We start from the raw sequence: 22,991 nt of genomic DNA, 5'->3' as shown, positions 1-22,991 counted from the left end.
CCGTTGCCTTAGCAGCAAAGGTGAAATTGCTCGATATTCACTTTTAAGAAGTTTATTGTCTTACTTGATTGATTAATAATTCTTCTAATTCATCAATTAAGTAATTAATTTCCCTACAAGAGATAAGTAATGAATCGATACTTTCAGCACAGTCGATATAACAATCAACTTCTTTACAGAACCTGTTATATTCATAAATAAATTCATCAAATTTAATCATGCTACAAGGATCAACATAATGTATTGACTTTAAATAACTAAAATCACTATACGCCTTACTAAGCAAATAAATCACCGAAGTTCTATCGATATTTTTTTTGTCACCCAAATCTTTTTCATATAAACTTATTTTAGATAAACTACCTCTTATTGCTTTTAAGGTTTCTTTAATTCCTTGTAATTGTTTTTCATTCATATTTATCCCTCCTACTCCATCATAAAACACATTGTAATGAATTACCATAATCTGCTCTCAAAACCACACCAAACTCTACCCTCTCAACTCAAAGCGCTTTGGCTGTTTGATGCAGTTTTCAAAGCAAAATAAAAAGCCACTCAAGTTGAATGGCTTAACCAGATGTTGTCAGTTGAAGATATACGTAATACCATCTGCACCTGTTGCAATGACATTAAAGATTCTAACCTTACTATTCATCACATGAACTAATTCATCGCTATAAACATTCACATAGAATTGTTCTTTTGCATCAAATGATTCAGATGGAACAACGATAGCTTCTTTTGTACCTTCTGCTTCAATACCAACAACAACGAACGGTAACTCTTTTTCTCTTGCTACTGAGAAAATATTAATTAAATCTTGTTTTGTTAACATGTTAATCCCTCCTCAATTCATTAATAAAAGCCCCCATCCCTGCGCTGGATGAAGGCCTGCATTCGTCTATTATTCTATTGTGGTAAAACTGTCGAGTTAGCTCACTTCTAGCAACCGTGGTAGAGCTACACCACGTTATTATTGTAATCGAATTGTGTTCGTGCATTTCCGTGCACGTTTAGTAACGTTTGACTGAATTATGGAAAGTGGACGAAGTTCACATAAAAACCACTCCTTATTCCGATTTTTAGCCTTTTATATTAATTAAGATACCTAATCTCTTAAAAAATATGGGCCGGCCATGTATGTCATGCTCCGAACTAATTTGCTCGGCGCTGGTCGGTCGTCGGTCTGTCTTTCCCTAATATTTAGGTTTTTATAAATACCAAGGGAGGAAACCTTTACCGCACCGAACCTACCTCCGAGTTTACAATACAATTTTTCAATCACAAACTATCGTACATGTTTTACATTTGTTCTTTTTGTTACATCTGTTTCATTTGTTCCTTTTGTTCCACATTCGCGCGGATTATTTTGGAACTGTTCATTAAACTATTGCTTACATTTTGATTTCTTTAGGAACATAAGTGCAACTTAATTTTCTTCGTCTTCGATAATCTCTAAAGCCATTTCTCTGTATTTTTTTGTGAATTCTAAACTATGGAGGATAAGATAGTAAAGAGAAATGTAAGGGTTTATGCTATTACCACCTGGAATATATTCCACTTCTCCTTTATGATTTTTTATCATTTCAGCATAATATTCTACGGCCTTTTGACTTCCAAGGTTTGTATTTGGTTGGCTTAATATAAAGGCGCTAGTATCTAATTCCTTAGCAACTTCTATAAATTTAAGACAGTAATATTCCAAATCTGGCCAATGGTGTATGTATCCGAGTTTCACTAATTCTTCAATAGATTCTAATAATTCTTCCAGACTTTCATAGTAATATTGAATTGCTGGAGCGAGTAAATCATCAGTCAATCTAGCAGTCGTTAGATATAGGTCTTGCATATCATTAAAACTGAAATCTTCATTAATGGTATTAGAATCTCTTTTACTCAACGGAGTAGTTATTGGAATTAAATAGTCTCTATATCTTTTTATCTTTAACTCAACTAATCGATTAAAGGCTGAAAACCTCTCTTTTGCTTGATCTTTATCTTTCTTTTGTTGTTTCAGTTTTTCGATTTTTTGGACTTCAATTCCGTGCTGATGAGATAAAGAATTTAGAAAAAGCCCGATTAGAATGATTCCTAAAATAGCCTCAGATGCCACAAGAAATTGAGCTATCTTTCCAATAGGTGTAATATCGCCGTATCCTAGCGTAGTTATTGTAACAATACTAAAGTAAAAACTACTGTAAAAGCCAGCATGATGATTATTTAGTTGAAAGCCGGATTCTGGTAAAATAGTAAAAAGAATTGCATATAGCGGGATTAAAATTAAATAAAGTCCCCCATATACATATGGTTTAAATGTAGTAAGCTTTTTTAAGAACTTCTTCATGACTTCACCTCTTAGCGCTTATTTCCAAAAAAAATATTTGGGAAATTCTTATATTAATTTTAACATAAATATCCATAAATATTATCGAAAGTTTTATATTTAAATTGTTCCGATTATTGAACAAATGGAATTAAAAAGAAGTAGCTCATTGGCTACTTCATCATCTGACTTAAAATATTATTTCTTACTCTAAAAATGGTCGTACTAGATAATCTCATATGCTTACCAATGGCACGCATGCTATCACCATCCAGCAATCTATGAAGTACCTCAATCTCCCTGTCTCCAGTTACTAGTGGTATACGCACTTGCACTTCCGCAATCTTTTGCTCATATTCCTTAATACGATAATTTAGGGAATATACACGACGTTGTACTTCTGTAAACACCGGATCACTTGTGCCTCCACTAGCCTTTGGTAGTGTTGCCTCAATACCATACATAGCTGTTTTAGCCCCAATGTAACTGTTGTTATCAACCTTTGCTACAGGCTGTCTTGCTTCCTCAATAGTTTCAACCATCCATCGATAATTTTCAATCCACTGAAGTAAATTCTCTTTTGTTACTTTAATTTGCCCTTGTTTGCCCATTAGGTTTGCCCTCCTAAGTTGTGATATAATGACTTATCTGACAAGCCTAAAAGGGCATGAACCAATTCGAGCTGTAGCGTGTGATGACGCTGCGGCTTTTTCTTTTCTAAATCTATCAATATGTTATAATTTGGTTAAAAAGAAAGCAGGTGGAATATGATAGATTTAGCATTTATATATGGAATATTTGAAAGTATGGTTAAGACTATTTCGGCCATTTGGAATATAATTGTTTTGCCATATAAACCAATTTGGATAGTTATAGTCATAGCTGTTCTAGGGAAATTTTACTTTAGAAAATCTCGAACAAACTAATCCTTAAAGTTTGGCAGGTATGTTCCTACCAAACTTTTTTCATTTTTTACTCAAAATGTGCAGTTAATCCTAAATTTCATGTTCGATTTCTAAATCAAATTCTTTCCTACAATTAGGACATTTACAATCGTAAACTTCAATGAACCATCCATATTTTTTGTATTCTGATTTATGGTCATAAACTCTGAAAAAATTGCGTTCATTGCAATGAGGGCAAGATTCAGAGGTAGTTACACTGCTACGAAATCCACCTTTGGGATTGTCGTTATTAACCGCATAAATCTTTCTAACTTCTCCACAAAATTTATCTTCGAACGGTAATACGAAAGTCATTTTCATTCTCCTTTTTACTGAACACTTTCTTTCAACTAACCACTTTCCTTTTTCCTAACAACCCACCAGCTCTTGGCTCAATCCGTCCAGCCATTTCAAGGTCCATAGCAATCAAAGCCACACTCACCTTACTTGTATTTAGCCTGTCAGCAATTTTGTTGATTGGATATCCTTGATTCCAAAGCGTGATGAATGTTTCTATTTGACGTTGTGTAAAATCAAATTTAACGATTTCATGGACCTCACCAGTGAATAAAATGTATCGATTCTCTACTTTTCTTGCCATTCAATCGTCACCTCTGCCCTTGGTTGCTCTGAATAATATTTACATACCGTCATCTCCACTATTTGAGCATCATCATGCCAGATAACTTTGCTCATCCCATCTTTTATACCTTTAATCAGATTGTCGAGATCGGGCTTAGTTGTTGGTCTTAATTCTCCACTAGCTATTAACGCTCTCTTTGGCCCTGTATGGTATTTCTTTGGTGGCATGAGATAAATATCAGCTTTTAGTTTAATAGGCTCTGTAATCAACTCTGACGGCTTATTTTGCCATGCTACAAGCTTTACAAAGTCTTTGAAGTCTCTGCTCTTTGGAGCATCATGTGTAACTACTCCTTTACCACGTCTGCTAAATCTTGGTCGTTCTTGTGGTTGAATGACTCCTGGTATTTCAATTTTGAGTACGTTCATGTTTGTTCACCTTCTTCTACATAGCGAAAATAAGTCTTTCGTTTTTCAATCTTCCATTCACACCATTCTGCATTCCAAGTTTCTTTTAACGTGGCCGTTAAGCTAGCTTTCGGACTAGAGTAATGTGTTTGTACATATTCGAGTATTTCATCAACTGTGGCCCATCTATCTCGTCTGTGCCATTTCAAGAATGTCTTCACACGTTCGATAGTTTCGCCATATTCCGTACGGAACTCACCACTCTTTAAACCACCTGTCAATTTGTCGTGATAGCCTTCTCTGATAAGGTGCCTTATTGAATGGTTTTTGGCGCGGCTTCTCGCTCCCCATTCCTCAATATGTGCCTGTTGTTTTTCTACATCTACATAAATTAATCCAATGCCATACTTCTTTAAAATATCGCGGATAAACCACCCATGATATTGTTTTGGTTCAGGTACTGAGATGAAATAATAATCACTTGCTGTTCTTGCTCTGTATGCTTGTTCTAAAACTTTGAAATTTAGATGTTTTTTCATTTCTACAACAACAGTAACGCCGCCCTTTAAGGCAACAACATCATACATGCCTACTTCTGCATAGACACTATGGCAACACATTTGATTGAGTAAAAATTGCTTTAAAGGTTCATACAGATCTGATTCTTTCATATTTCCACATCCTTATTAGCACTCTCATTAATCTGCTGATAAAACAACCTAATGCCGTTCTACCAGCAGCGTGTATTTAATCCTCAAGTTTAATGAGCTGCAATCTATTATTAACTTTACTTTTGGCACGTCTTTGATAAGCCCTAGACATGTAGAAATGAATTGTCTTAGGTTTAACACCACGTTCCTGTGCTATTTCCTCAACTGTTCCTATGGCTACCATCTGTTCACCTTTGAAGAGTGCGTATTCTTTCATGTAGCACCTTAATAGCCAGCGTTTTGACGCTCATGGTTGACCTTGTTCTTAGCGTAGTAAGCTTCTGCTACCTCTTCCCATGTGAAGCCAAGCAACTTACCTAACAGATAAAATTCCTCAAAAAGCTCCTCCCAAGAGTCTGTATTTTCCCACTGATCCACTTCCAGAATTCTAGAGGTAATATCTAAAAATTTTCGTGTAATATCTGATTCATCTGTTGTAATGTCATCCCACACTAAAGTTGGATTAACAACTAATTCCAACCCAATACTCAAAATGAAATGCAAGCAGTCAACGTAATCTTCGAGAAGTGAATTTGTATATCCATTACCATTACAATCAGAGCATCCTATAAACCATACATCATACGGATTGTAACGGACCTTACCTTTACCATTACATATTTCACATTTAACCTTGTTCCTCGGCTTCTGGTCCTTACTCCACTTCTTAAACCCACGCCATTCATTTGCACATTCACTAAGCTCCACTTGTAACGCTAGTAGCTTCCAATCAAGATTGTTCTGCCCTCTTAATTCCGGATGCTCCTGCATGATGTGCTCGTCCAACGCTGCCTGTGTTTCGAATAATTTAGTTAAGTTCATAATTTCACATGCTCCTTATCTGTTTCGAATTTCATTAGTATTTGATACGGTCTTGAATGATGTGGGAAATGATTAACTCTACTCGCTACGTTCCAACCTCTTTCCTTGTCATCCTCAATCAATCGTTCTAACTCTCGTGCTGTTCTAGCCTTGGTGATTTTTCTTAGTGGTACCATTCCTATCACCTCGATTTAATTTTTAGAAAGGTAAATCGTCAGAATTGACCTCAATCGGCCCTTTACTATTCGCAAACGGATCTTCATCCACCCTTGTATAATTTGACTGGTTGTTATTACCGCCATAATTGCCCTGTGGTGGGTTTTGATACGTTCCACCTGTATTTGTACTAGATTGATAGTTTGACGTGCTCTGTGAGCTTCCTGCGCTGTTTCTTGGCTCTAAGAATTGGATGCTGTCGGCTACAACGTCAGTAGTGTATACACGCTTGCCATCCTGCCCCTCATAGCTACCTGTTTGGATTCGCCCTTCCAAACCTATTAAATTTCCTTTTTTCATGAAGTTAGCTAGATTCTCGGCTTGTTTACGCCAAGCTATGCAACTAATGAAATCAGCTTCTTGTTCACCGTTTTGTCCTTTGAATGTTCTATTGACGGCTACTCGGAACTTACAAGAGGCAATGCCTGACGGAGTATAACGGAGCTCCGGATCAGCAACCAATCTTCCAACGATGACAGTGCGGTTAATCATGCTGTTTCCTCCTCAATAAATTTCAATAAATCTTGCTTCATCACGTCAAAAGCAATTGTATGTCCAACAACTTGAAAGGCTGGCTCACCATCTAACATTTCGTTCATGGAACTTTTGTAGAACTGACACTCTTTGATGTCTTTACCTTTTCGCAATGTTAGTCCGTTTACATACCTGCCAGAAACACCTAAGTAGATAAAATATTTGTTCGTTGGATGCCCTGCATAACGATTGTGTATGATGTCGCCTTTACGCCATTTAATCTCTGTCATGCAGTTTCCTCCAGCAATTCAGGGTTTTCGTAAATATTGCCGATGACTTCAGAATCTTCACCAGTTTCATCCGAGAAATCAAAATACTCGTAAAATTGGTGAATAGGTGAATAAATTAATTTCTCTTTCCAACTAAATTCACTCCACTCTATAGTTGTTATAATGTCTCCTTTTCCACTTAATGAAGGAGTTTTTAAAATATCTCCTTCATAAATCTCCTTGCCGTTCTTGTCCTTTAAGCCTGTGTATTCGCGAAGAATAACGCCTTTGTTAATAAAACCTTCTCGTCCATTTAAATCTTTAAAATAAGTCCCGCCTACTTCAAAATTGTGTGATACCACTTGCACCATTTTGTTTAGTTCTGAAATCCAAGCACGAAACTTAATCTCTCTACTCATGCAGCCTTCACCCCTTCTGTAATTGAGATTGCATAATCTAACGCCTCATCCTGTGTGCAAAGACCTTTCAGCACTCGTAAAGCTTCTAAGTTCTGATAAAACCCAATTTCGTTTTCTTTGTACTGGTATTTCTTGTAGAGCCCAACGTGTAACACTAGCTGATCGATTAGATATTGCTCATTCATCAGCTTCACCACTCAATGCTCTACGAGCTTTATCACCTTTATCTCTCATAATTACTGATTCATCATACATATCAACTACAAAATAACTATTCCCATTTGCATAAAACGCAAGTGTTTCTCGCAACCTCTCAACCTCAGCAACAAGCGCTGGCACATCTGTAATCGCATGTTTAATAAATTCAGCATTATCCTTATCAATAAATACACGACTATGTGGTTTATCACCCCAGTAAATCATTGTTACGACATGCATTGGTGATTTTAATTGTGGATGATGCTCGGCTGTGCCGATATGTGTTCCATCTTCCATTTCATACACTTGCCACGGGCCATCCGTTGCATTTAAAGCACGTTCTTTAATAGCATTCAACTGTTCTTGATTCATCACTCATTCACCTCGCGTTCGTGTTCTGTGACGTAAATGTATGGACGTGTATGAAAGTAATCATTTTCTTTCGGATACTGCACTTCTACTTCTGGATGTCTTGCTATAAACTCTCCAACGTTCAATACATCGCCCATTTCTTCTGTCACTAACGGAATACCAACCATGCTATAACGTGTGTTCCCTGAATAACCATTTCGTTTCAATGTTTCGATATTTTCATGCATTGCATCTAAATTGTTATGAATTACTCTGATAGTTTCTTTTATTTTTGTTTCAATTACGTGCATCCCTTCGCCCTCCAATCAAGGGGCTGTGCGCCCCTCTATCTATGTTCAAATACCTTGCGTAATCGGTAATTCACTTTCATGTCTTTCGGAATCGTTACCGTGAAATCTTGTGCCATTTCAAACAACCGACTTGTTAACGCCTCATCGATATAAAGCATGTCATCTAGTGATAATTCACTGGATATTAGCAACGGCTTGTTATTGAGATAGCGATAATTGACCACTTCAAAAATGGATTCAGCTTGCCATGATTTCACATCAACCTTTCCACCGATTGGCTTGAATAGATCGTCGATAAACAGGACATCAATTTCCTTCATACGGTCCATAATTTCGTTTTTACGTTCAAAATTGTTAGCAGCAAGATTGTTCATCCCATCCTTATAAGGGAAGTAGAGAACGGGTACTTGTTTAGCATGAATCAGATAATTCGATATAGCTGTAAGCAAATGTGTTTTGCCGCAACCAGGTTGTCCAATTAACATGATGCTGTTCTGTCTGTATCCTTTAATCTGCTCAAATGCTGCGTAATACTGATTGGCCTTGCTTTTCATTTCAACAACTTTCGGATGTACACCGTCAGTTGAGAAGTTTTTAAAGCTCATTTTCTGAAACTCTTCTGTAATCGCACTCGATTTAATGAGTCTATTAATCTTGAGCATTTTGCTACACTCGCACTCAACGTAATAGTCTTGTTCAACTTCAACCCCTCGGATAAAGTAACCGTTCTTTTTGCGGACTAAGTAACTGCCAGCATCTTTGCATCTAGGACAGTTGTAATCAGGTTCCTCAGCTACTGTAGTCTCCGAACACAACTGGCTTCTGGCCCTTAGCTCCTCCATTACTGCTGCCATTCGGTCGCCCATTCTTTCCATCAATCTTCACCTGCCAATCTACGTATGAATTAACTCCTTTTTCTAAGGCCCAGTTACGTAAAATTCCTTCAACATACTCAACGCTTGATCTACCTAAATCAGCAGTAAGTTTTATTGCTTCAATAATTAATAAGTAGTCAGGATATAGTTCGAGAATCCTGTCCATTTTTCGATGATCCGTAAAATTACTGATTCGAATTGTTGAATCATAGCAATTTTTAATCTCTAGGAACGGATTGACCGACTGACTCTCTTCTCTCTCTGTCAGTACTTGGTTATTATCAGTATTTGGTTTATTCAATACTTGGTTATTATCAGTACTTAGTAGTGTTCGATTTTCTACTTCTTGAAAACCTACTTCTTGGTTTTCTACTTCTTGCTTTTCTACTTCTTGAAAATCGGTAAGTAGAGAATTTATAGGTACTTCATGAACGATTGTTTCCCATTCTTTAATTCTTTGCCCTTCGCGAATAGGTTTACGTTCAATGTAGCCGCATGTCTTTAATTCATTGAAACCAGCTCTAAATGATGCCTTGCCGTCTGTTGAGTGAGTCATTAACTCATCAATATAAAACACCCAATCATCTGGCATTGAAAGCATGTATGCCATTATGCCTTTAGCTTTCCAAGATAGCCGGTTGTCGTTCAATGCTGTTCGATTCATCACTACATAGTTGCTGTTCTTAGCCACTCGGATGATGCCCATTTGCCCTCACCTCTCCTAAAATGGCAGTGATATGCCATCTATAAATAAATAACTAACATTTTTATCATGAATTACAGACTCTACAGCTAAAGATTGCAGCTCCTTATAAGTTGCATTATTGATTTCTTGAATAAATTTAAATGCTGTGTTTGTATCTAGTTGTTGGTTAGTTTTTTGAGCAATAATTTCTTTGATGATCTCTTTCCGAATTTGTTCAAGTTTTAATTTAATGGTTTTGTTCATGTATCAGCCCTCCTATCAAAAATCTATGCCGTAACGCTTTTTATCTCTGTCGAGAGTCGCAATCCTACGTAACATGCGTTCAGAAATATCCTCTTTCGCTTTAATAAAGCCTTTGAAGTCATACACTAAGTAATCTTCTGCACCGCATTTAATACATTCGTCGTGACTAGGTTGGTTTAAATGTTCTTCACCTGGTATCGGTGCCCATCGTTCTTTCCAATCGTGTTGGCAATTAATCAAAATTTCATAGCCTTTATCGATTAATTGAGTAGAACTATTGCAATACTCTTCCTCGTGAATTTTGGCGCCGCGCTTAGTGAGTAATCGTTTACCACAATGATCACATTGAAATAATGTTTGGTTTTCCAAGACTTTCATGGTTAGCCCTCCTAGTAAACTCTGCGTGGTAAAACTCCTATAGCCATTTCTTCGTTTTCAAGAATAAAAATTCTTAATGCTCCTTGATGGTGAACAGTAATGTTTTCATTTGAAGAAAACTTAATGAATGCTTCTAAAGCGTCTAATAAGTAACCAGTTGTGAAAGTGAGTGTATTTTCTGCCTCTTTATGTTGCTCAATTTCAAATTCAAAACCATCTAATTTCAAGTGAATACCAGGTACCGAAAGTTCAATAGAATCATTCGTAAACGTGAATTTCATCGTTAAAAACTTGTTAGCCTTTATAAATTTAATTGCAGGTATTAGTTGCAAAGCATCTTCTTTGGATAAACGGAAAGAGGACTGTTTATGATCTCCTACGTCTAATAACCTACTTATATCTGGATAGTTGTAACCCTTCATTAAATCCAATGTTTTATAGTTCAATAACAGCTCTTCTTTGTAGGAGTGAATGTTCTTCAGGATTATAGCCCGATGACTATCTGTTGCATGAATCTCACCATTTTCTTTTAAAGCTACATAAGTCAATGCTGGTCTAGCTTGTGATACAGCTGTAAACTTTTTCGCTACCTCTAAAGCAGGTGTTAATCTTTCTCGTCCAACTACTTCGATTTCATTTTTTAATGCTACTGCCATGTTTTTCGCCCTCCATATTTTCAATATTCAAATTTCTAATCACAGACTTATTACAATTCCCGCGCTAGAATCTCAATCATCATTTGACCATCTGGCATAGGTTTCACTTCAACAATGCTCATAACCTTCAATGTTTGTTTTCTTCCACCCATCATCGTTATGGATTCCATGGTGCTGTACAAAATAACAGGTTTATCCGTGATTAATGTAAATGATTCATACAGAGCACCCTCACGAACCTCATCCTCATAAAGAGCTTCTTGCATTTTCAATAATTCATCTAGTAAGTAACCGTCACTGATTTCCGGTTCTCTCGGTTGTTCGTTTTCAATTGCTTCCTCTAACTCGATCGAATAATCTTCAATCATACTAGCTAACGATTCAGTAATTTCTAATGTTTTAGTGTGTTCCAAATCAATTCCTCCTAAGGTATAAAAATCATCTTGCCTGTCTGTCGTGCTACTGCTTTAAAGATGCGCTCCGTGTTGCTGTTGCCATCTGATAAATGTAGTAGGTGTATTTCTTCGACCTTGCTCAAGTCGTTTGCTTTAAAGAACTCTAATAAGTTTTCTAAGCTGAAATGCGATTTCATAACCCTTTTACGCATTGCTGGGTGTATCCGACCACTCTCAACGTTTTCGTCTAATGTTTGTTGATCGTAATTACATTCGATGAGAATATGTGTGAGCCCAGTGAAACGATATTTGACGTAATAAGTGTCAGTTGCAAAAAGCATTTTTGAGCCATTGTCTGACTGCAACAGGAACCCTAATGGCTCGTTTACATCGTGCTGTACATCAAACGGCAATATGGTCCATGTACCAATTCGAAATTGTTCTTTACTTTTAATGACCTTGATACGATGATTATCTAGTTGCAGAGTATCTTTTGTACCTTGAGATAAGTAAACGTTTATCCCCATTTTCAAAAGGTTTTTAACGGATTTAGAATGATCTAGGTGTGCGTGGCTAACTAGCACGCCACCTAGATTAGAAGTTTGAAACTCCAAAGCTTTTTTTATTTCTTTAATGCTTATACCAGCTTCAAGCATTAATTTAGTTTTACCATCAAAAACAGTGTACATATTACCTTTACTTCCACTAGCGAACGTTTTTATCTCGACCAAACATTTTCCCCTCCATTGGCGTTTCGAACATAGCTTTAGGAGTCCATCCTATCCTTGCGCGACTTCTCAATGTGTAATAATTTAAATTTAGTTCCCTTGCCCAGTCTGCAAGACTTTGTTCTTTACCTTTGTAGTAGTACATAGGAGTTTTACGAGTGTTATTTACTTGAACTAGTTGTGTCGCCCAACGGCAATTTGTTGGTTCGTAATTTCCATTTACATCAATTCGATCTAAAGATAAGCCTTCCTTGTATCCATTTGAATGGGACCACTTGAAGAAGTTTTCGAATTTTTGCCATTCGTTGCAAACCTGAATACCTCTTCCCCCGTAATGCTTGTATTTCTTACTTTTCACATTTCTACACCGTTGACGCATTTCCACCCACACGTAATATAGTTTCGTACCACTTTGACCATGAGTCTTTGTCATTTAATCAACTTCTTTCTTTTGTTAGAAATTAGGACCATCCGCAAATGATGCTTGCTGTTGTTCTTGATGTTTTGGTGGTTCATTTTGTTGCTGTACCTCTACAAATTCAGCTTCTTGGACAGATGATTTTGGTTGTTGTTCCTGAATATCGAGTTCCTCCGTGTTGGCATTTTGCTCAATTTCTCGCTTCACTTCTTCAATATCACCCATGTCTTTCACAGTAGGTTCATACTCGTCCTCCATAGTGCGGTTAACAGACTCTATTAAAAGATCACTATCATCAGATGTGTTAATAAAGGCCTTTGAAGCTCGGTTTATAACAGTACGTTTAGCCATTTCTTGCGGATATTTATTTTGGACATTTTGGGTTTTGGCAGTTGTCCAAGCCGTTAAAATTTCATCAATTGTCATAACCGTTAGGAACTGTGTGCCATCCTCACGCTCAATGATGCAATATGCACCTTCGATATCCTCTTTCTTACCTGTTGCAGCTTTCCAGTTAACCTTGTGAGCTTTGAATGCAAGTTGGCCACGTTCGTTGTATTCTACTTCAAACTCCTCGCCTTTCCAGATAACATTTGCCCATAAATCTTTTACACCATGCAATCGTTTGAGTACTGCTTGAGTACCGTGATATGAGCGAAGGAACTGCAATTTATTTCCGTAAGGTATAAAGTATCCTTGTTTTTTAGCTACAGATAAACCTTGAATAGCCATGTCTTGTAAAGCAAATGCAACAGATTCAGGAGTTACTTTGTCAATCAATGCTGTTTTATCGCTGAAACTAACTTCTGTAAGTGTGAAATAAGCAGCTTGTAAAGCATTCACTGCGGAATAATTATCCGGTAAATTGATTTGACCTTGCTGCTTCATCTCTGCGATTTTGTCAGCTACCTTTGTAACGAAAGCATTTTGTTTTTCCTTTGGCTCTACTTGGTTTTGTTGTTGCGCTACTTGATTTGTCATTGTTTAATTGCCTCCTTTTATTCGCAATAGCTACGGTTGCAGTGTGGGCAACCTGTAACTAATTGGTTTTCTGCTTCTTCAGTAGAGATACCGCACATGATAGTTTCTGTTGAACCATCAAGTTGGTGATATACCTTCGGTAGTTCTTCATATATGTTTTTGTTGCACTTCCAGCAAACTCCCGATTTAGGGGCAAAGTGAGGAGCCCCAGTATTTTCACAATATTGTTTTTGTAGACGGATACTTTCTTGTATATTGAATGTCTTAGCCATTAAATTGCCTCCTTAAGCATTGGTTGTTGATCTTTCACCTCTACACGTAGCTGCTTGTCCTTTTCTGATACAGTCAATGCAATTAGTTGGGAATCTGAATCGATTAATTTCGTCACAGCTTCTGCATTGTCGATAAATATCGGAGCCAGTACACTATGATGAGCTGAAAGTGTATTGATAATATCTAGACCTACGTTGATTCGAGCAGCGTTGTTAAGACCTTGCGAGTAAGGTACACCTTCATAAAGTGTCTCGCAGATTTCTTCAAGACCACCATTATTCTGGTCATGGAATAACTTGAAGCGAGCATATTTAAATTTGCTGTTAATGCGTTCATCAAGCATTTTCACCTTCGTACGAATGAACATGTCGATAGTGAAAATTTGCTTTTCTAAAACCTCAAATTCTTTAGCTAACTTAACCTGTTTTTCTTCTAACTCTTTTACACGCTTATCGATTGCGGCAATGTTTGCAAATTGTGCAATTTCAGTGTTTATAGATTGTTTTTGTTGGTTAAGTTCGCTGATTGATGCGTCAATACTAGATACAGCTTCGTGAGCGTGCTCATTTAATTGTTGTATTTCAGTTAATAATGACTGCTTTTTAGACATTATTGATTGATAGCCATCTGATTTTGTTACATCTGGAACAGCTGATTGAGCTTGTTGTAGTTTAGTTGTAAATTTGGATAATTCTTTTTGAGCACTATCCAATTTCTCATTAACTTTTTCTAGTTCCATTCCATAATGAAAAATCTCATTATTTAAGTATTCTTGTTGTTGAGTACTCTCTTCCAACTCTTTTTTTATAGCTGTTCCTTGCGAATCAATCTCAGCTAATTCTTTCGATTTCGATTCGTTGAATTTAGCTAAAGCTTCCTGAACATGTTCAGCTGGCAACGATTGTTTACACATTGGACATTCATGTTCATTTTCGAATGTTTTGTTGTTGATCTCGTACCATTTTTCAACTAACTTTTCACGTGATTTCTTTAAATTATCGAATTTATTAACATTTGCATTTAGATACGATTCTTTTTGAGCCTTTTGATTTTGTAGTTGCGTAAGCTCACCTTGGATAATTTGAACATTCCCTTGAGATTCTTGTACTCTTGCCCGAAGTTTAAAGACTTCCTGCATGCTATCAGTTTCGAATGATTGTTTTAACTTACTTAATTCAATATCTAGTTCTTGTAATTGCTTCTGTTTTTCAAGGACAGCAGCACCATTCAGAACGTTATGACGTTGTGTTTTCAATGCATCGATTTCGGATTCTAATTCAGCTACTTTTTTAGTAAGAGCATTCACATCGATAGTCAGTTCAGGTTTCATGCTAAGATTTTCGTTCACTAGTTTTGGTATTAATTGTAATTCTTGTTTGATTTCACGTTGTTTCTCGACAAGCATATCTTTCGTGTTTTCAGGTGTACGATTTTGAATGATTACTGGCAAAGATGCTAAGTCAGGGTTAGAAGCAATAACATCTTCATCTGACACATTCCCTGCAATTTGAATTAATCGTTTACGGCGCTCTTGCCATTTCAACTGTTCATTAAAGGCAAAAGGTGATGTAATGAGTTTGAATGTATCCTCATCGATGATCTCTGCGATGCGGTTTTTATATTCTTTCTGCGTTTTGATTGGTACACCATCGATATAATTTTTCGTTTTATTTCCAGCGTAAGTTTTTTGTGGAGAACCTTGTTTTTGTACCCAGTCCTCATATAAAACTTTTCGCAATGTAATATCTACGTTATCAATGCGCAAAGTAGCTTCTACCGAATGTTCAAGGTTATGAACTTCCTTTCCGTCCACTAACGTTTTAATAGCGAATTTCGCTTTATCGGAAGAATCTTTTTCAAACAACAACCAAGTGAATGCATCAAATAATGTCGTCTTGCCCGCAGCATTATCCCCAAACACCTCTGCATTGCCACCGTTTAATTGAATATCCAACTCTTTAATACCTTTGAAATTGCGTAATTTCAATACTACTAACTCAATTTTCTTCATTTTTCTTGCCCTCCTGTGGTAGAATGATTTTAATTAAATGTTTTTGCAGACCACTGTTAGCGCAGTGGTTTTTTATTTTGATGGCATCCCATCAAGCAGCTCATAATGTGTTTGGCTAACCAGACCAATTTGAGGAGGATTATGAACTGCTTGACGAGAGCGAGATAACTCGCAAACGTCTTATTTAAGGTCATACACTGTTGTCATGCCTTGACCGTATGCTTTACGTTCCAAAATGTTTATTGCAACGATGATGTCATGTATCGCTTGTGCAATGTCTTTTTCACGATCTACTGCATATATTTCATACAAAGCTCTCGCTTCGTTTTTAAGATTGTTTATGATTTCGTCCACTTTATTACCTCCTTGTGGTATACTGGACTTGTATATGTTGTGGCTGTTTAGTCGTTCCCGCGATTAAGCAGCTTTTTTATTGCCAACATGTAATAATCACTGGTACTCCGATAACTAACATCGTAATCGCGGCACCGATACAAAACTTTTTATGTGACTCTGGTACATTTTCCTCTGGTAAGTAAAAATAGTTATCAAGCCATTTCCACAACCTCATTCACCGCCTTCTGTAGTTTTCCATTTTTATTCAAAGTAGCTACAGTTGCCCAAAATCCTTTTTTCTCATGCAGTTTTTCTAGTTGTTGTAAAGAATTATGTAGGTCTCGTTCTAGTTGTTTTAGTATGTCTGTTTGACCTTTTCGAGCATGCATTTTAATTTCTTCTGTTAGATCATCTATACATAAAATTTCACGTTCTATTTGGTTATTTAAATTTGTTAAAGCATCCAACTAACAAACCCTCCTACTATTGATGGAACTGTTTGTGATAAGTGTGTAAGAGCATTCGCTACTTCCATTCCGAACATCATTGCTGTTCCAGCAAACTCCGATTCGGTAATTTTCAACCATGAAGCGAAGGTGAAAATATCTATTGTCTTTCTGCCACTTTCTAATTTACTTACAGCTGATTGTGTACTATTTAATCGATCTGCCATTTCCTCCTGAGTAATATTTGCATCAATGCGGAATTTTTTTAGCATTTTTCCGACTTTCGCAAAATCTGCAACCATATCTTTTTGCCCCTTTATTCCAATTTCGAATATATTCCTTAATCGAATACCAATTTCGACCAAGTTAACTTAATATAAAGATAAGAGGTTGATTTGCCCCAACCTCTTACTAGATTGGTAGTTTGACAGAGGCCATTTGCCCTGGCCTCTCCTAACTTGCTTTTAACTTTTTTATGGATTTAACTTGATTTGTATTTTGTTCAATCCATTTAAAAACTAAATCTCTTGGATACCTTCCGTGTATATGTTCGAACTTAGGAAAGGTATCAATTTTTGTTAATTTATAAATAGCGTTCCGTTCACACTGGAATATTTCGCATAGATGTTCTTGCTTCAACATGTGAGGGTACTTGTTGATTGAGATGTTTTTCAAAACTTGTTCCATTTCTTCACGAATGATTAGTCGGATTCTTTCAAATATATTAGTGATAAAATTTGGATCAAACATAATAGCCCTCCTAACTTTGTGTGTTTTGACTAATAATCTATTAAATTACTCCATCACCTAATATTGTTGGTTGATTTTCTGAGAACTTAACTGCTTCTTGTAAAACATCAATCATTTGTTTTGCTTCTGAGATACCAACATATGTCTCGACTACATCGCGTTGGTTATTCTCTTTATATTCTGTTAAAGAGATTACAAAACCACCGTCATTCACAATAGAAGCTTCGAAATGAAATTGTGCATCACCAATAGAAATTTTTTTGATAGTCATTTTGTTTACCTCTTTCGTTAATTTAATTGATGGAATACGCATCCCAATGTTGTTAAAACGTAATCCATGACACTTTCTAAATACTCGTCACGACCAGCGACATAATCATGTGTACCGTGTTCATCAGTAAGTTTCATGCGATAAGCAGATTGTTTATCTGTTATAGCGTGATCCATAACATCACAGACATCCTGTAATGTTTCTAATTGTTCTTTTGTAAGTAAATTGACTACTTTTGACAAATCACTTCACCAACTTTAATTGTAATTGCGTATTATAATGTTCTATTTCTAACCGCAATTCTGTGCTTGGTTGCCATGCGAATAGGAATTTCATACCCAGTTCAAATTTAACGCGTGGCAATTCTCGGTATTCACTAATGTCAAAGTAGTTTTTAAAATCTCTCCAACAAGCTGCAAATAACTTGCTTTTTAAATGTTTGAAGGCGTTTGATTCTTTACCACCAAGTGCTTCATACACTTTTTCACCAACTTTATTCTTAATCGCTTTTGCCTGAACACTAGCAATGTAAATGTTGTCCTTCAATTCCTCGATGTCGGCTTTCACCACGCTGACCTCCGATTGAATGGTTTGGACTGATTTACGAGTTTCGAGTGCAGCTTCAAGCGCTAATGTGATAGGGTCTTGTTTCACTTGGTAAGTACCGTATTTGCGGATAGATGGAATAACCTCAATTGCTAGCCAATCTTGGAATTGTTCAGCTGCTTCGTTAGAAGCTTTAAAAGCTAATTTGTAGACCATTGGCTCTGGTATAAAATCACCTTTGCCCACTTCTGGGCAAGATTTCTTTTCGCCCACTTGTGGTCGAAAGCCTAAATACTCATTAACACGTTGCCATCTAACTGATGTGTAAATCTTGCCATTTTTGTTCTCTGTTTTTGTTAACCCTAAAGAAACTGCAACTTGTTCAACATCAAATAGAATTGCATCACTTTCTATTTTTGCGCCAACTTCGAATAATTCATTTTTAAAAATTTGTAATTGATTCATTTGATTTCCTCCTTTTGGTATAGTAAAAGTCTAGCAAATTGATTAATTACCATTTTTGGAAAATATTTCACTTCTTGAAGTTTCGTAATGTATCTATCTTCAAGTTTTTTTGGAATTAAAAGTAAAATCATGCTTCACCGGTATTCGTTTGTACTTTATTTTTTATAAAAATGGAAATTATCCAAAATTCCGTGTCAAGTGTTTTTTATAAATCAGGGAACAATTCAAAAAACGTCGATTCTAGAATAGATTCCAATTGCATTGATAACTCAATACTTGGGTTTGTTTTGCCAGACTCTAATGAACTAATCATTGTTCCTGAACAACCAACAAGTTTACCTAGTTGCGCTTGTGTAAAGCCTTTAGATTTTCTTTTAGCAATTAAACGCTCTCTCTTTGAGCCTTTTATATTCCTGAATTCATTACATGGAAATTGCTTTGGTTTTTTCTTTTTACGTTTTGGCTTGGTCATGCTCCAACCCATGGTTACACTTCCTTTCGTTTAGGCAGTTTTGTTTTGTGTATTTTTTGCACAGATTTCAATAAAAAAAATGGTCCAATCTATACCTAATACTTTTCCAATCGCTTGTGCAACTTTTACACTTGGTCTTAGACCGTTCTCAATTTTTGTGTAATAAGAACGTTCAATTCCCACCATATTAGAAACTTGTTCATGCGATAACTTTAACGCTTTTCGTTGTTTCTTTAATATTTCCGGAAACATGTTATTACCTCCTTTGTGCATTTCTTACACATAGTATATCGTGCATTTTTTGCACAGTCAATACTTTTTGTGTAGTTTTTTCACAAAATATTTATTGTGCAAAAAATTCACTTATAATATATAGAATAGAAAGGAGCGTAATGCATGAAATATGGCGATGTATTAAGGAAACTACGCACTGAAAGAGGTTTATCCCAAAAGGAATTAACTGACCGCCTTATAATAAATAGATCAACATATGCTCGTTATGAAACATCATCTACTCAACCAGATTTTGAAACTTTAAGTAAATTAGCTGACTTTTATAATGTATCTGTAGATTATCTACTAGGCAGAACTAATAACAGAGATGCTTTACATACACAAGCCGGAATATCTAATGAAGATTACAACAATCTAAGTGCATACCAAAAAGAAGTTATTGATTTCTTTCTAACTAGAGAAGATTTGTTCTTTAAAAATCAACCAGAAAATTTGTTAGATGCATTAGAACAATTCGAGGTTTTCTATGAAGTACTGAAAAGACAACAGGAAAACAAGAAGTGATATCGTTCTTGTGTAACTTTTCCAGACATTAAAAAATTCGCCTTTTCTGTGGTGGATTTTTTTGTTAATATAAAAAGAACATATGTTTGCAAAAGAGGGATGTTATGACTTTCGTTTATACTCATTTAGAAGATTACATTAGAGACCTTTATACCAGTATCGGTGTAACCAACCCAGAACATTTAGACATGAAAGTAATCGCGTCACGACTTGGGTTTACTTTATTCTTATCACCATATGATTCGACTAACATTGGTAATGTAATTTTTATAGATTCTAGATTATCCAAAGAGGAACAGTGGCAAGAATTTGGTCATGAACTAGGTCACGGGACTCTGCATTCTGGTAATCAAGCGAAATCCCCTCCTTTATTTAGAGAGTATCAAGAATGGAAAGCTAACAATTTCATGTACCACGCTTGTATTCCGACATTTATGCTAAATAAAATGATTCTACCTTCAAACAAGGAAAAAGCTATTTTCTTAATACAGAAAACTTTTAATGTCGAATATTGGTTTGCTGAAAAGCGATTAGAACAATATTTTAACAACCATTTAACATCAGTGAGTATAGATATTCAATTATATATTTAAGTCGATTTAACTTTTATAATGGAGGGGTATTACATGGCTTCTATCCAAAAATATGAATTAAAAAACGGCAAGGAACGGTGGATGTATGTAATTGAAAACGGTACTAATCCCACTACTGGTAAGAGAGAACGAATTGTTAAAAGAGGTTTTTTAAAAGAAAAGGATGCTGTTAAGGCTGCTCGTGCTATGGAATATGAAATAGATAAATGGAATTTAGATTTTAAAAACAAAGCAACCTTTCGTGACTTAGGAGAGGAGTGGTTTGAACGCTATACAAAAAGTGGTGTAAAAAATAGCACCATACGTTCAAAAAATTATCATTTAGAAAAGTTATATGAAGGTTTTGGGCATGTTAAAGTTCAAAATATATCACAAGATGTTTATCAAAAGTTTCTATTTAATCTTCACGAGCAATTATCTTACAACACTTTGACAAATGTTCACGGTACAGCTAAACAGGTATTTAAATATGCTCGTGAAAAGAAAATACTATTAGATGATCCAACTGAATTCACGATTGTTCCTAAGAGAATAAAAACAGTTGAAGAGATTGAAAACGAGGCTATCACCGATACATACTTCGAAAAACATGAATTAAAGGCGTTTTTAGATGTTTGTTATCAGAGTGGTAAAATAGGTGACTATGTTTATTTCAACACGTTAGCATGGACAGGAATGCGTCCAGGAGAGGCATTAGCATTAAAGTGGTCTGATATAGATTTTGAAGAAGGAACCATCAACATAACAAAGACTCTTTATAATCCAAAGAATAAATTTGATCAATTTGAACTTACTCCTCCTAAAACAGAGGGTTCAATTCGGAAAATAGATATTGAAGAGGAACTCATAGCTTTATTAATAGGGCATCAACTAAATCAAAAAAAGATAAAAACTATTTATGAGAAGAATTATAAAGATTTTGATTTTGTTTTCTCGCGCTTATATGGCGAATATATGGGTTATCCATGGTATTTACGAATTGTGAATAGACACATGAAATTAATTTTGAATAAAATGCCAAATTTCAATAAGCAACTAACACCACATTCATTCCGACACACTCACACTTCTCTTTTAGCAGAGATTGATGTACCGTTAGAATTAATCATGGATCGATTAGGTCACGAAGATGAAGATACAACTAAAAAAATATATCTTCATGTTACTCAAGACAGAAAAAAAGAAGCATCAGAAAAATTCGGTAAATTGATGAGAGAACTTCAAAAAACATGATTTTTTAGGGTTTCGGCATCATTTTGGCATCGTTTTATAAATACAAAGCCCGAAACCACTTGATAAATAAAGGATTTCGGGCTTTATGTCCGCGTTTACGTCCATAATATTTCTATTGTACACAATTTTAAAGCTGTATTCATCTGTTTCGGTTTAAATTCCACAAGAGTTAAAATAATTAATAATTCTAAAAATTAAAGTGGGCAGATCAGGTTGTTCTATATTTACTTTTTACATTAATCATAGCAAAAGAGACATCTCAAATTTAAATTGAGATGCCTCTTATCCCATTATATGATAATTTCTTTTTGCTCTGGTACATAAATTTCAGACTCACGTTGCTCATATTCTTGCACAATACCATTTAATATAGCACGTAATTCTGTTGCTGTTTCGGTTTGGTTAATAGCACTGCGAGCTTTACCGTTACCACGAATACCTTTTAAATACCACGATGCATGCTTACGCATTTCGCGCACAGCCACACTCTCTCCTTTTAATTGCATTAGGCGTTCAAAGTGCAATAAACATACATCCATTTTTTCGCGAACGCCAGGCTCGTCTTTTAACTCTCCTGTTTCCAAATACTGAACTGTACGATAAATCATCCACGGATTACCTAATGCTGCTCGTCCGATCATTACAGCATCCACCCCTGTTGTATCAAGCATACGCTTTGCATCTTGGGGCGATTCAACATCACCATTGCCAAGCACAGGGATATTGACATTTTCCTTTACTTGACGAATAATATCCCAATTTGCTTTTCCTTCGTACATTTGCACACGTGTACGACCATGAACCGCTACTGCTGAAGCGCCGGCACGTTCAACAGCCTGCGCATTTTCCACAGCAAAGACATGTTCATCGTCCCACCCAATACGCATTTTTACACTGACTGGCTTTTTCACCGCATCAACAACCGCAGCTACCATTTCGTAAACTTTGTTTGGATCTAGCAGTAAACGCGCACCTGCTTCACACTTAATTATTTTATTGACTGGACAGCCCATATTAATATCAATAATATCGGCAGTTGTATTTTCATCTACATACTTCGCCGCTTCTACAAGTGTCGTTTTATCTCCACCAAAAATTTGTAGGGAAAGGGGATTTTCACGTTCGTCAATATATAGCATACCTAACGTCTTTTCGTTTTTACTAACAATCCCTTTATCACTAATCATTTCTGCATATACTAGTCCTGCTCCGAATTCTTTCACCGTTAATCGAAAAGCAGAGTTACAGATACCAGCCATTGGTGCTAATACGACACGGTTGTCCATGACAATATCGCCAATTTGAAACGGCTTTTCAGTTGTCTGACTCAACGTCGATTTCCTCCTTCTATGGGCTTTCACCCGTCATTGCTAAAGATGTATTGTTAATG

Annotated in this window: 42 protein-coding genes; 3 read left to right on the top strand and 39 right to left on the bottom strand. The window is 36.0% G+C overall.

Annotation, left to right across the window (positions count from 1 at the left end; all coding sequences use genetic code 11):
- Window positions 1–52: 52 nt before the first annotated feature.
- The 38 genes from MHH88_RS00725 to MHH88_RS00540 form a co-directional block, all read right to left on the bottom strand.
- Window positions 53–415 (bottom strand): hypothetical protein, encoded by a 363-nt coding sequence (locus MHH88_RS00725; protein WP_339260952.1) that lies wholly within the window; start codon window positions 413–415, stop codon window positions 53–55.
- A 168-nt stretch (window positions 416–583) separates the two neighbouring features.
- Window positions 584–835 carry a hypothetical protein gene (locus MHH88_RS00720; protein ID WP_339260950.1) on the bottom strand — a complete coding sequence of 84 codons (252 nt, stop codon included), beginning with the start codon at window positions 833–835 and terminating at the stop codon, window positions 584–586.
- Window positions 836–1,429: 594 nt separating this feature from the next.
- Entirely contained in the window at window positions 1,430–2,344 is a 915-nt protein-coding gene (locus tag MHH88_RS00715; protein WP_339260948.1) for a potassium channel family protein, read from the bottom strand.
- A gap of 152 nt (window positions 2,345–2,496) precedes the next feature.
- Window positions 2,497–2,934: a hypothetical protein gene (locus MHH88_RS00710; RefSeq protein ID WP_339260946.1), complete on the bottom strand. Its 438-nt coding sequence runs from the start codon at window positions 2,932–2,934 to the stop codon at window positions 2,497–2,499.
- A 384-nt stretch (window positions 2,935–3,318) separates the two neighbouring features.
- Window positions 3,319–3,582: a hypothetical protein gene (locus MHH88_RS00705; RefSeq protein ID WP_339260944.1), complete on the bottom strand. Its 264-nt coding sequence runs from the start codon at window positions 3,580–3,582 to the stop codon at window positions 3,319–3,321.
- Between the two features lie 31 nt (window positions 3,583–3,613).
- Entirely contained in the window at window positions 3,614–3,868 is a 255-nt protein-coding gene (locus MHH88_RS00700; protein WP_339260942.1) for a helix-turn-helix domain-containing protein, read from the bottom strand.
- Window positions 3,853–4,278, bottom strand: a complete 426-nt coding sequence (locus MHH88_RS00695; protein ID WP_339260940.1) for a RusA family crossover junction endodeoxyribonuclease — start codon at window positions 4,276–4,278, stop codon at window positions 3,853–3,855. Before MHH88_RS00695 ends, MHH88_RS00700 begins: the two co-directional genes overlap by 16 nt.
- Window positions 4,275–4,928 (bottom strand): hypothetical protein, encoded by a 654-nt coding sequence (locus MHH88_RS00690; protein ID WP_339260938.1) that lies wholly within the window; start codon window positions 4,926–4,928, stop codon window positions 4,275–4,277. Before MHH88_RS00690 ends, MHH88_RS00695 begins: the two co-directional genes overlap by 4 nt.
- A gap of 76 nt (window positions 4,929–5,004) precedes the next feature.
- The gene (locus tag MHH88_RS00685; protein WP_339260936.1) at window positions 5,005–5,184 is read right to left on the bottom strand and encodes a LuxR C-terminal-related transcriptional regulator; all 180 of its coding nucleotides are present in this window, start codon (window positions 5,182–5,184) and stop codon (window positions 5,005–5,007) included.
- Window positions 5,185–5,192: 8 nt separating this feature from the next.
- On the bottom strand, window positions 5,193–5,789 hold the full coding sequence (locus MHH88_RS00680; RefSeq protein WP_339260934.1) for a dUTP diphosphatase: 597 nt from the start codon (window positions 5,787–5,789) through the stop codon (window positions 5,193–5,195).
- Window positions 5,786–5,965, bottom strand: coding sequence for a hypothetical protein (locus tag MHH88_RS00675; RefSeq protein WP_339260932.1), 180 nt, complete (start codon window positions 5,963–5,965; stop codon window positions 5,786–5,788). Before MHH88_RS00675 ends, MHH88_RS00680 begins: the two co-directional genes overlap by 4 nt.
- A gap of 22 nt (window positions 5,966–5,987) precedes the next feature.
- Window positions 5,988–6,497, bottom strand: a complete 510-nt coding sequence (gene ssb, locus MHH88_RS00670; RefSeq protein WP_339260930.1) for a single-stranded DNA-binding protein — start codon at window positions 6,495–6,497, stop codon at window positions 5,988–5,990.
- Complete coding sequence (locus tag MHH88_RS00665) at window positions 6,494–6,769, bottom strand: hypothetical protein (protein WP_339260928.1); 276 nt, start codon at window positions 6,767–6,769, stop codon at window positions 6,494–6,496. The genes ssb and MHH88_RS00665 overlap by 4 nt, the downstream gene beginning before the upstream one ends.
- Window positions 6,766–7,167 carry a YopX family protein gene (locus MHH88_RS00660; protein ID WP_339260926.1) on the bottom strand — a complete coding sequence of 134 codons (402 nt, stop codon included), beginning with the start codon at window positions 7,165–7,167 and terminating at the stop codon, window positions 6,766–6,768. The genes MHH88_RS00665 and MHH88_RS00660 overlap by 4 nt, the downstream gene beginning before the upstream one ends.
- Window positions 7,164–7,352 (bottom strand): hypothetical protein, encoded by a 189-nt coding sequence (locus MHH88_RS00655; RefSeq protein ID WP_107896602.1) that lies wholly within the window; start codon window positions 7,350–7,352, stop codon window positions 7,164–7,166. The genes MHH88_RS00660 and MHH88_RS00655 overlap by 4 nt, the downstream gene beginning before the upstream one ends.
- The gene (locus MHH88_RS00650; protein ID WP_339260922.1) at window positions 7,345–7,737 is read right to left on the bottom strand and encodes a hypothetical protein; all 393 of its coding nucleotides are present in this window, start codon (window positions 7,735–7,737) and stop codon (window positions 7,345–7,347) included. Before MHH88_RS00650 ends, MHH88_RS00655 begins: the two co-directional genes overlap by 8 nt.
- Window positions 7,737–8,027, bottom strand: coding sequence for a hypothetical protein (locus MHH88_RS00645; RefSeq protein ID WP_339260920.1), 291 nt, complete (start codon window positions 8,025–8,027; stop codon window positions 7,737–7,739). Before MHH88_RS00645 ends, MHH88_RS00650 begins: the two co-directional genes overlap by 1 nt.
- A gap of 35 nt (window positions 8,028–8,062) precedes the next feature.
- Complete coding sequence (locus MHH88_RS00640) at window positions 8,063–8,869, bottom strand: DnaA/Hda family protein (RefSeq protein ID WP_339260917.1); 807 nt, start codon at window positions 8,867–8,869, stop codon at window positions 8,063–8,065.
- Window positions 8,817–9,608, bottom strand: a complete 792-nt coding sequence (locus MHH88_RS00635) for a DnaD domain protein (RefSeq protein ID WP_339260915.1) — start codon at window positions 9,606–9,608, stop codon at window positions 8,817–8,819. Before MHH88_RS00635 ends, MHH88_RS00640 begins: the two co-directional genes overlap by 53 nt.
- Before the next feature lie 15 nt (window positions 9,609–9,623).
- Complete coding sequence (locus MHH88_RS00630; protein ID WP_339260913.1) at window positions 9,624–9,851, bottom strand: hypothetical protein; 228 nt, start codon at window positions 9,849–9,851, stop codon at window positions 9,624–9,626.
- Between the two features lie 15 nt (window positions 9,852–9,866).
- A complete protein-coding gene (locus MHH88_RS00625) occupies window positions 9,867–10,229 on the bottom strand; it encodes a hypothetical protein (protein WP_339260911.1) in 363 nt (120 codons plus the stop codon).
- A gap of 11 nt (window positions 10,230–10,240) precedes the next feature.
- Window positions 10,241–10,885 (bottom strand): hypothetical protein, encoded by a 645-nt coding sequence (locus MHH88_RS00620; protein ID WP_339260909.1) that lies wholly within the window; start codon window positions 10,883–10,885, stop codon window positions 10,241–10,243.
- A gap of 50 nt (window positions 10,886–10,935) precedes the next feature.
- Window positions 10,936–11,298, bottom strand: a complete 363-nt coding sequence (locus tag MHH88_RS00615; RefSeq protein WP_339260907.1) for a hypothetical protein — start codon at window positions 11,296–11,298, stop codon at window positions 10,936–10,938.
- Between the two features lie 11 nt (window positions 11,299–11,309).
- Window positions 11,310–12,011 carry an MBL fold metallo-hydrolase gene (locus MHH88_RS00610; RefSeq protein WP_339260905.1) on the bottom strand — a complete coding sequence of 234 codons (702 nt, stop codon included), beginning with the start codon at window positions 12,009–12,011 and terminating at the stop codon, window positions 11,310–11,312.
- Window positions 11,986–12,441, bottom strand: a complete 456-nt coding sequence (locus tag MHH88_RS00605) for a hypothetical protein (protein WP_339260903.1) — start codon at window positions 12,439–12,441, stop codon at window positions 11,986–11,988. The genes MHH88_RS00610 and MHH88_RS00605 overlap by 26 nt, the downstream gene beginning before the upstream one ends.
- Window positions 12,442–12,462: 21 nt before the next feature.
- Window positions 12,463–13,407: a RecT family recombinase gene (locus MHH88_RS00600; RefSeq protein WP_339260901.1), complete on the bottom strand. Its 945-nt coding sequence runs from the start codon at window positions 13,405–13,407 to the stop codon at window positions 12,463–12,465.
- Window positions 13,408–13,424: 17 nt separating this feature from the next.
- A complete protein-coding gene (locus MHH88_RS00595) occupies window positions 13,425–13,679 on the bottom strand; it encodes a hypothetical protein (RefSeq protein ID WP_339260899.1) in 255 nt (84 codons plus the stop codon).
- A complete protein-coding gene (locus tag MHH88_RS00590) occupies window positions 13,679–15,691 on the bottom strand; it encodes an AAA family ATPase (protein WP_339260897.1) in 2,013 nt (670 codons plus the stop codon). The genes MHH88_RS00595 and MHH88_RS00590 overlap by 1 nt, the downstream gene beginning before the upstream one ends.
- A 180-nt stretch (window positions 15,692–15,871) precedes the next feature.
- Entirely contained in the window at window positions 15,872–16,045 is a 174-nt protein-coding gene (locus tag MHH88_RS00585) for a hypothetical protein (protein WP_339260895.1), read from the bottom strand.
- A gap of 76 nt (window positions 16,046–16,121) precedes the next feature.
- Window positions 16,122–16,256, bottom strand: a complete 135-nt coding sequence (locus MHH88_RS00580) for a hypothetical protein (RefSeq protein ID WP_339260893.1) — start codon at window positions 16,254–16,256, stop codon at window positions 16,122–16,124.
- Window positions 16,240–16,494, bottom strand: a complete 255-nt coding sequence (locus MHH88_RS00575) for a hypothetical protein (RefSeq protein ID WP_339260891.1) — start codon at window positions 16,492–16,494, stop codon at window positions 16,240–16,242. The genes MHH88_RS00580 and MHH88_RS00575 overlap by 17 nt, the downstream gene beginning before the upstream one ends.
- Window positions 16,482–16,775 carry a helix-turn-helix transcriptional regulator gene (locus MHH88_RS00570; RefSeq protein WP_339260889.1) on the bottom strand — a complete coding sequence of 98 codons (294 nt, stop codon included), beginning with the start codon at window positions 16,773–16,775 and terminating at the stop codon, window positions 16,482–16,484. Before MHH88_RS00570 ends, MHH88_RS00575 begins: the two co-directional genes overlap by 13 nt.
- 151 nt (window positions 16,776–16,926) lie before the next feature.
- Window positions 16,927–17,223 (bottom strand): hypothetical protein, encoded by a 297-nt coding sequence (locus MHH88_RS00565; protein ID WP_339260887.1) that lies wholly within the window; start codon window positions 17,221–17,223, stop codon window positions 16,927–16,929.
- A 40-nt stretch (window positions 17,224–17,263) separates the two neighbouring features.
- On the bottom strand, window positions 17,264–17,494 hold the full coding sequence (locus MHH88_RS00560) for a hypothetical protein (protein ID WP_339260885.1): 231 nt from the start codon (window positions 17,492–17,494) through the stop codon (window positions 17,264–17,266).
- A gap of 17 nt (window positions 17,495–17,511) precedes the next feature.
- Window positions 17,512–17,736 (bottom strand): hypothetical protein, encoded by a 225-nt coding sequence (locus MHH88_RS00555; protein WP_339260883.1) that lies wholly within the window; start codon window positions 17,734–17,736, stop codon window positions 17,512–17,514.
- 1 nt (window position 17,737) lies between these two features.
- Window positions 17,738–18,505, bottom strand: coding sequence for an ORF6C domain-containing protein (locus MHH88_RS00550; RefSeq protein WP_339260881.1), 768 nt, complete (start codon window positions 18,503–18,505; stop codon window positions 17,738–17,740).
- Between the two features lie 205 nt (window positions 18,506–18,710).
- Entirely contained in the window at window positions 18,711–18,977 is a 267-nt protein-coding gene (locus tag MHH88_RS00545) for a helix-turn-helix transcriptional regulator (protein WP_339260879.1), read from the bottom strand.
- A gap of 30 nt (window positions 18,978–19,007) precedes the next feature.
- Window positions 19,008–19,229: a helix-turn-helix transcriptional regulator gene (locus MHH88_RS00540; protein ID WP_339260877.1), complete on the bottom strand. Its 222-nt coding sequence runs from the start codon at window positions 19,227–19,229 to the stop codon at window positions 19,008–19,010.
- A 144-nt stretch (window positions 19,230–19,373) separates the two neighbouring features.
- On the opposite strand from MHH88_RS00540, the gene MHH88_RS00535 reads away from it, so the two are divergent.
- From MHH88_RS00535 to MHH88_RS00525, 3 genes are all read left to right on the top strand, one after another.
- Complete coding sequence (locus MHH88_RS00535) at window positions 19,374–19,775, top strand: helix-turn-helix transcriptional regulator (RefSeq protein WP_339260875.1); 402 nt, start codon at window positions 19,374–19,376, stop codon at window positions 19,773–19,775.
- 104 nt (window positions 19,776–19,879) lie between these two features.
- Window positions 19,880–20,368: an ImmA/IrrE family metallo-endopeptidase gene (locus tag MHH88_RS00530; protein WP_339260873.1), complete on the top strand. Its 489-nt coding sequence runs from the start codon at window positions 19,880–19,882 to the stop codon at window positions 20,366–20,368.
- A gap of 33 nt (window positions 20,369–20,401) precedes the next feature.
- Entirely contained in the window at window positions 20,402–21,601 is a 1,200-nt protein-coding gene (locus MHH88_RS00525) for a tyrosine-type recombinase/integrase (RefSeq protein ID WP_339260871.1), read from the top strand.
- 290 nt (window positions 21,602–21,891) lie between these two features.
- Here the strand turns inward: MHH88_RS00525 and dusB are convergent, their stop codons facing one another.
- Window positions 21,892–22,932, bottom strand: a complete 1,041-nt coding sequence (gene dusB, locus MHH88_RS00520; protein ID WP_069510868.1) for a tRNA dihydrouridine synthase DusB — start codon at window positions 22,930–22,932, stop codon at window positions 21,892–21,894.
- Window positions 22,933–22,991 lie beyond the last annotated feature (59 nt).

The sequence above is a fragment of the Lysinibacillus sp. FSL K6-3209 genome, from assembly GCF_037976175.1.
In the GTDB taxonomy this organism is placed as follows: domain Bacteria; phylum Bacillota; class Bacilli; order Bacillales_A; family Planococcaceae; genus Lysinibacillus; species Lysinibacillus sphaericus_D.
The sequence above is the reverse complement of the archived record's forward strand: the minus strand, read 5'-3'. Positions and strand labels throughout refer to the sequence as shown.

Coding starts and splice junctions, on each gene's coding strand:
- MHH88_RS00725 (WP_339260952.1), bottom strand. CDS start 415: ATGAATGAAAAACAATTACAAGGAATTAAAGAAACCTTAAAAGCAATA.
- MHH88_RS00720 (WP_339260950.1), bottom strand. CDS start 835: ATGTTAACAAAACAAGATTTAATTAATATTTTCTCAGTAGCAAGAGAA.
- MHH88_RS00715 (WP_339260948.1), bottom strand. CDS start 2,344: ATGAAGAAGTTCTTAAAAAAGCTTACTACATTTAAACCATATGTATAT.
- MHH88_RS00710 (WP_339260946.1), bottom strand. CDS start 2,934: ATGGGCAAACAAGGGCAAATTAAAGTAACAAAAGAGAATTTACTTCAG.
- MHH88_RS00705 (WP_339260944.1), bottom strand. CDS start 3,582: ATGACTTTCGTATTACCGTTCGAAGATAAATTTTGTGGAGAAGTTAGA.
- MHH88_RS00700 (WP_339260942.1), bottom strand. CDS start 3,868: ATGGCAAGAAAAGTAGAGAATCGATACATTTTATTCACTGGTGAGGTC.
- MHH88_RS00695 (WP_339260940.1), bottom strand. CDS start 4,278: ATGAACGTACTCAAAATTGAAATACCAGGAGTCATTCAACCACAAGAA.
- MHH88_RS00690 (WP_339260938.1), bottom strand. CDS start 4,928: ATGAAAGAATCAGATCTGTATGAACCTTTAAAGCAATTTTTACTCAAT.
- MHH88_RS00685 (WP_339260936.1), bottom strand. CDS start 5,184: ATGAAAGAATACGCACTCTTCAAAGGTGAACAGATGGTAGCCATAGGA.
- MHH88_RS00680 (WP_339260934.1), bottom strand. CDS start 5,789: ATGAACTTAACTAAATTATTCGAAACACAGGCAGCGTTGGACGAGCAC.
- MHH88_RS00675 (WP_339260932.1), bottom strand. CDS start 5,965: ATGGTACCACTAAGAAAAATCACCAAGGCTAGAACAGCACGAGAGTTA.
- ssb (WP_339260930.1), bottom strand. CDS start 6,497: ATGATTAACCGCACTGTCATCGTTGGAAGATTGGTTGCTGATCCGGAG.
- MHH88_RS00665 (WP_339260928.1), bottom strand. CDS start 6,769: ATGACAGAGATTAAATGGCGTAAAGGCGACATCATACACAATCGTTAT.
- MHH88_RS00660 (WP_339260926.1), bottom strand. CDS start 7,167: ATGAGTAGAGAGATTAAGTTTCGTGCTTGGATTTCAGAACTAAACAAA.
- MHH88_RS00655 (WP_107896602.1), bottom strand. CDS start 7,352: ATGAATGAGCAATATCTAATCGATCAGCTAGTGTTACACGTTGGGCTC.
- MHH88_RS00650 (WP_339260922.1), bottom strand. CDS start 7,737: ATGAATCAAGAACAGTTGAATGCTATTAAAGAACGTGCTTTAAATGCA.
- MHH88_RS00645 (WP_339260920.1), bottom strand. CDS start 8,027: ATGCACGTAATTGAAACAAAAATAAAAGAAACTATCAGAGTAATTCAT.
- MHH88_RS00640 (WP_339260917.1), bottom strand. CDS start 8,869: ATGGAGGAGCTAAGGGCCAGAAGCCAGTTGTGTTCGGAGACTACAGTA.
- MHH88_RS00635 (WP_339260915.1), bottom strand. CDS start 9,608: ATGGGCATCATCCGAGTGGCTAAGAACAGCAACTATGTAGTGATGAAT.
- MHH88_RS00630 (WP_339260913.1), bottom strand. CDS start 9,851: ATGAACAAAACCATTAAATTAAAACTTGAACAAATTCGGAAAGAGATC.
- MHH88_RS00625 (WP_339260911.1), bottom strand. CDS start 10,229: ATGAAAGTCTTGGAAAACCAAACATTATTTCAATGTGATCATTGTGGT.
- MHH88_RS00620 (WP_339260909.1), bottom strand. CDS start 10,885: ATGGCAGTAGCATTAAAAAATGAAATCGAAGTAGTTGGACGAGAAAGA.
- MHH88_RS00605 (WP_339260903.1), bottom strand. CDS start 12,441: ATGACAAAGACTCATGGTCAAAGTGGTACGAAACTATATTACGTGTGG.
- MHH88_RS00600 (WP_339260901.1), bottom strand. CDS start 13,407: ATGACAAATCAAGTAGCGCAACAACAAAACCAAGTAGAGCCAAAGGAA.
- MHH88_RS00595 (WP_339260899.1), bottom strand. CDS start 13,679: ATGGCTAAGACATTCAATATACAAGAAAGTATCCGTCTACAAAAACAA.
- MHH88_RS00590 (WP_339260897.1), bottom strand. CDS start 15,691: ATGAAGAAAATTGAGTTAGTAGTATTGAAATTACGCAATTTCAAAGGT.
- MHH88_RS00570 (WP_339260889.1), bottom strand. CDS start 16,775: ATGGTTGCAGATTTTGCGAAAGTCGGAAAAATGCTAAAAAAATTCCGC.
- MHH88_RS00565 (WP_339260887.1), bottom strand. CDS start 17,223: ATGTTTGATCCAAATTTTATCACTAATATATTTGAAAGAATCCGACTA.
- MHH88_RS00560 (WP_339260885.1), bottom strand. CDS start 17,494: ATGACTATCAAAAAAATTTCTATTGGTGATGCACAATTTCATTTCGAA.
- MHH88_RS00550 (WP_339260881.1), bottom strand. CDS start 18,505: ATGAATCAATTACAAATTTTTAAAAATGAATTATTCGAAGTTGGCGCA.
- MHH88_RS00545 (WP_339260879.1), bottom strand. CDS start 18,977: ATGACCAAGCCAAAACGTAAAAAGAAAAAACCAAAGCAATTTCCATGT.
- MHH88_RS00540 (WP_339260877.1), bottom strand. CDS start 19,229: ATGTTTCCGGAAATATTAAAGAAACAACGAAAAGCGTTAAAGTTATCG.
- MHH88_RS00535 (WP_339260875.1), top strand. CDS start 19,374: ATGAAATATGGCGATGTATTAAGGAAACTACGCACTGAAAGAGGTTTA.
- MHH88_RS00530 (WP_339260873.1), top strand. CDS start 19,880: ATGACTTTCGTTTATACTCATTTAGAAGATTACATTAGAGACCTTTAT.
- MHH88_RS00525 (WP_339260871.1), top strand. CDS start 20,402: ATGGCTTCTATCCAAAAATATGAATTAAAAAACGGCAAGGAACGGTGG.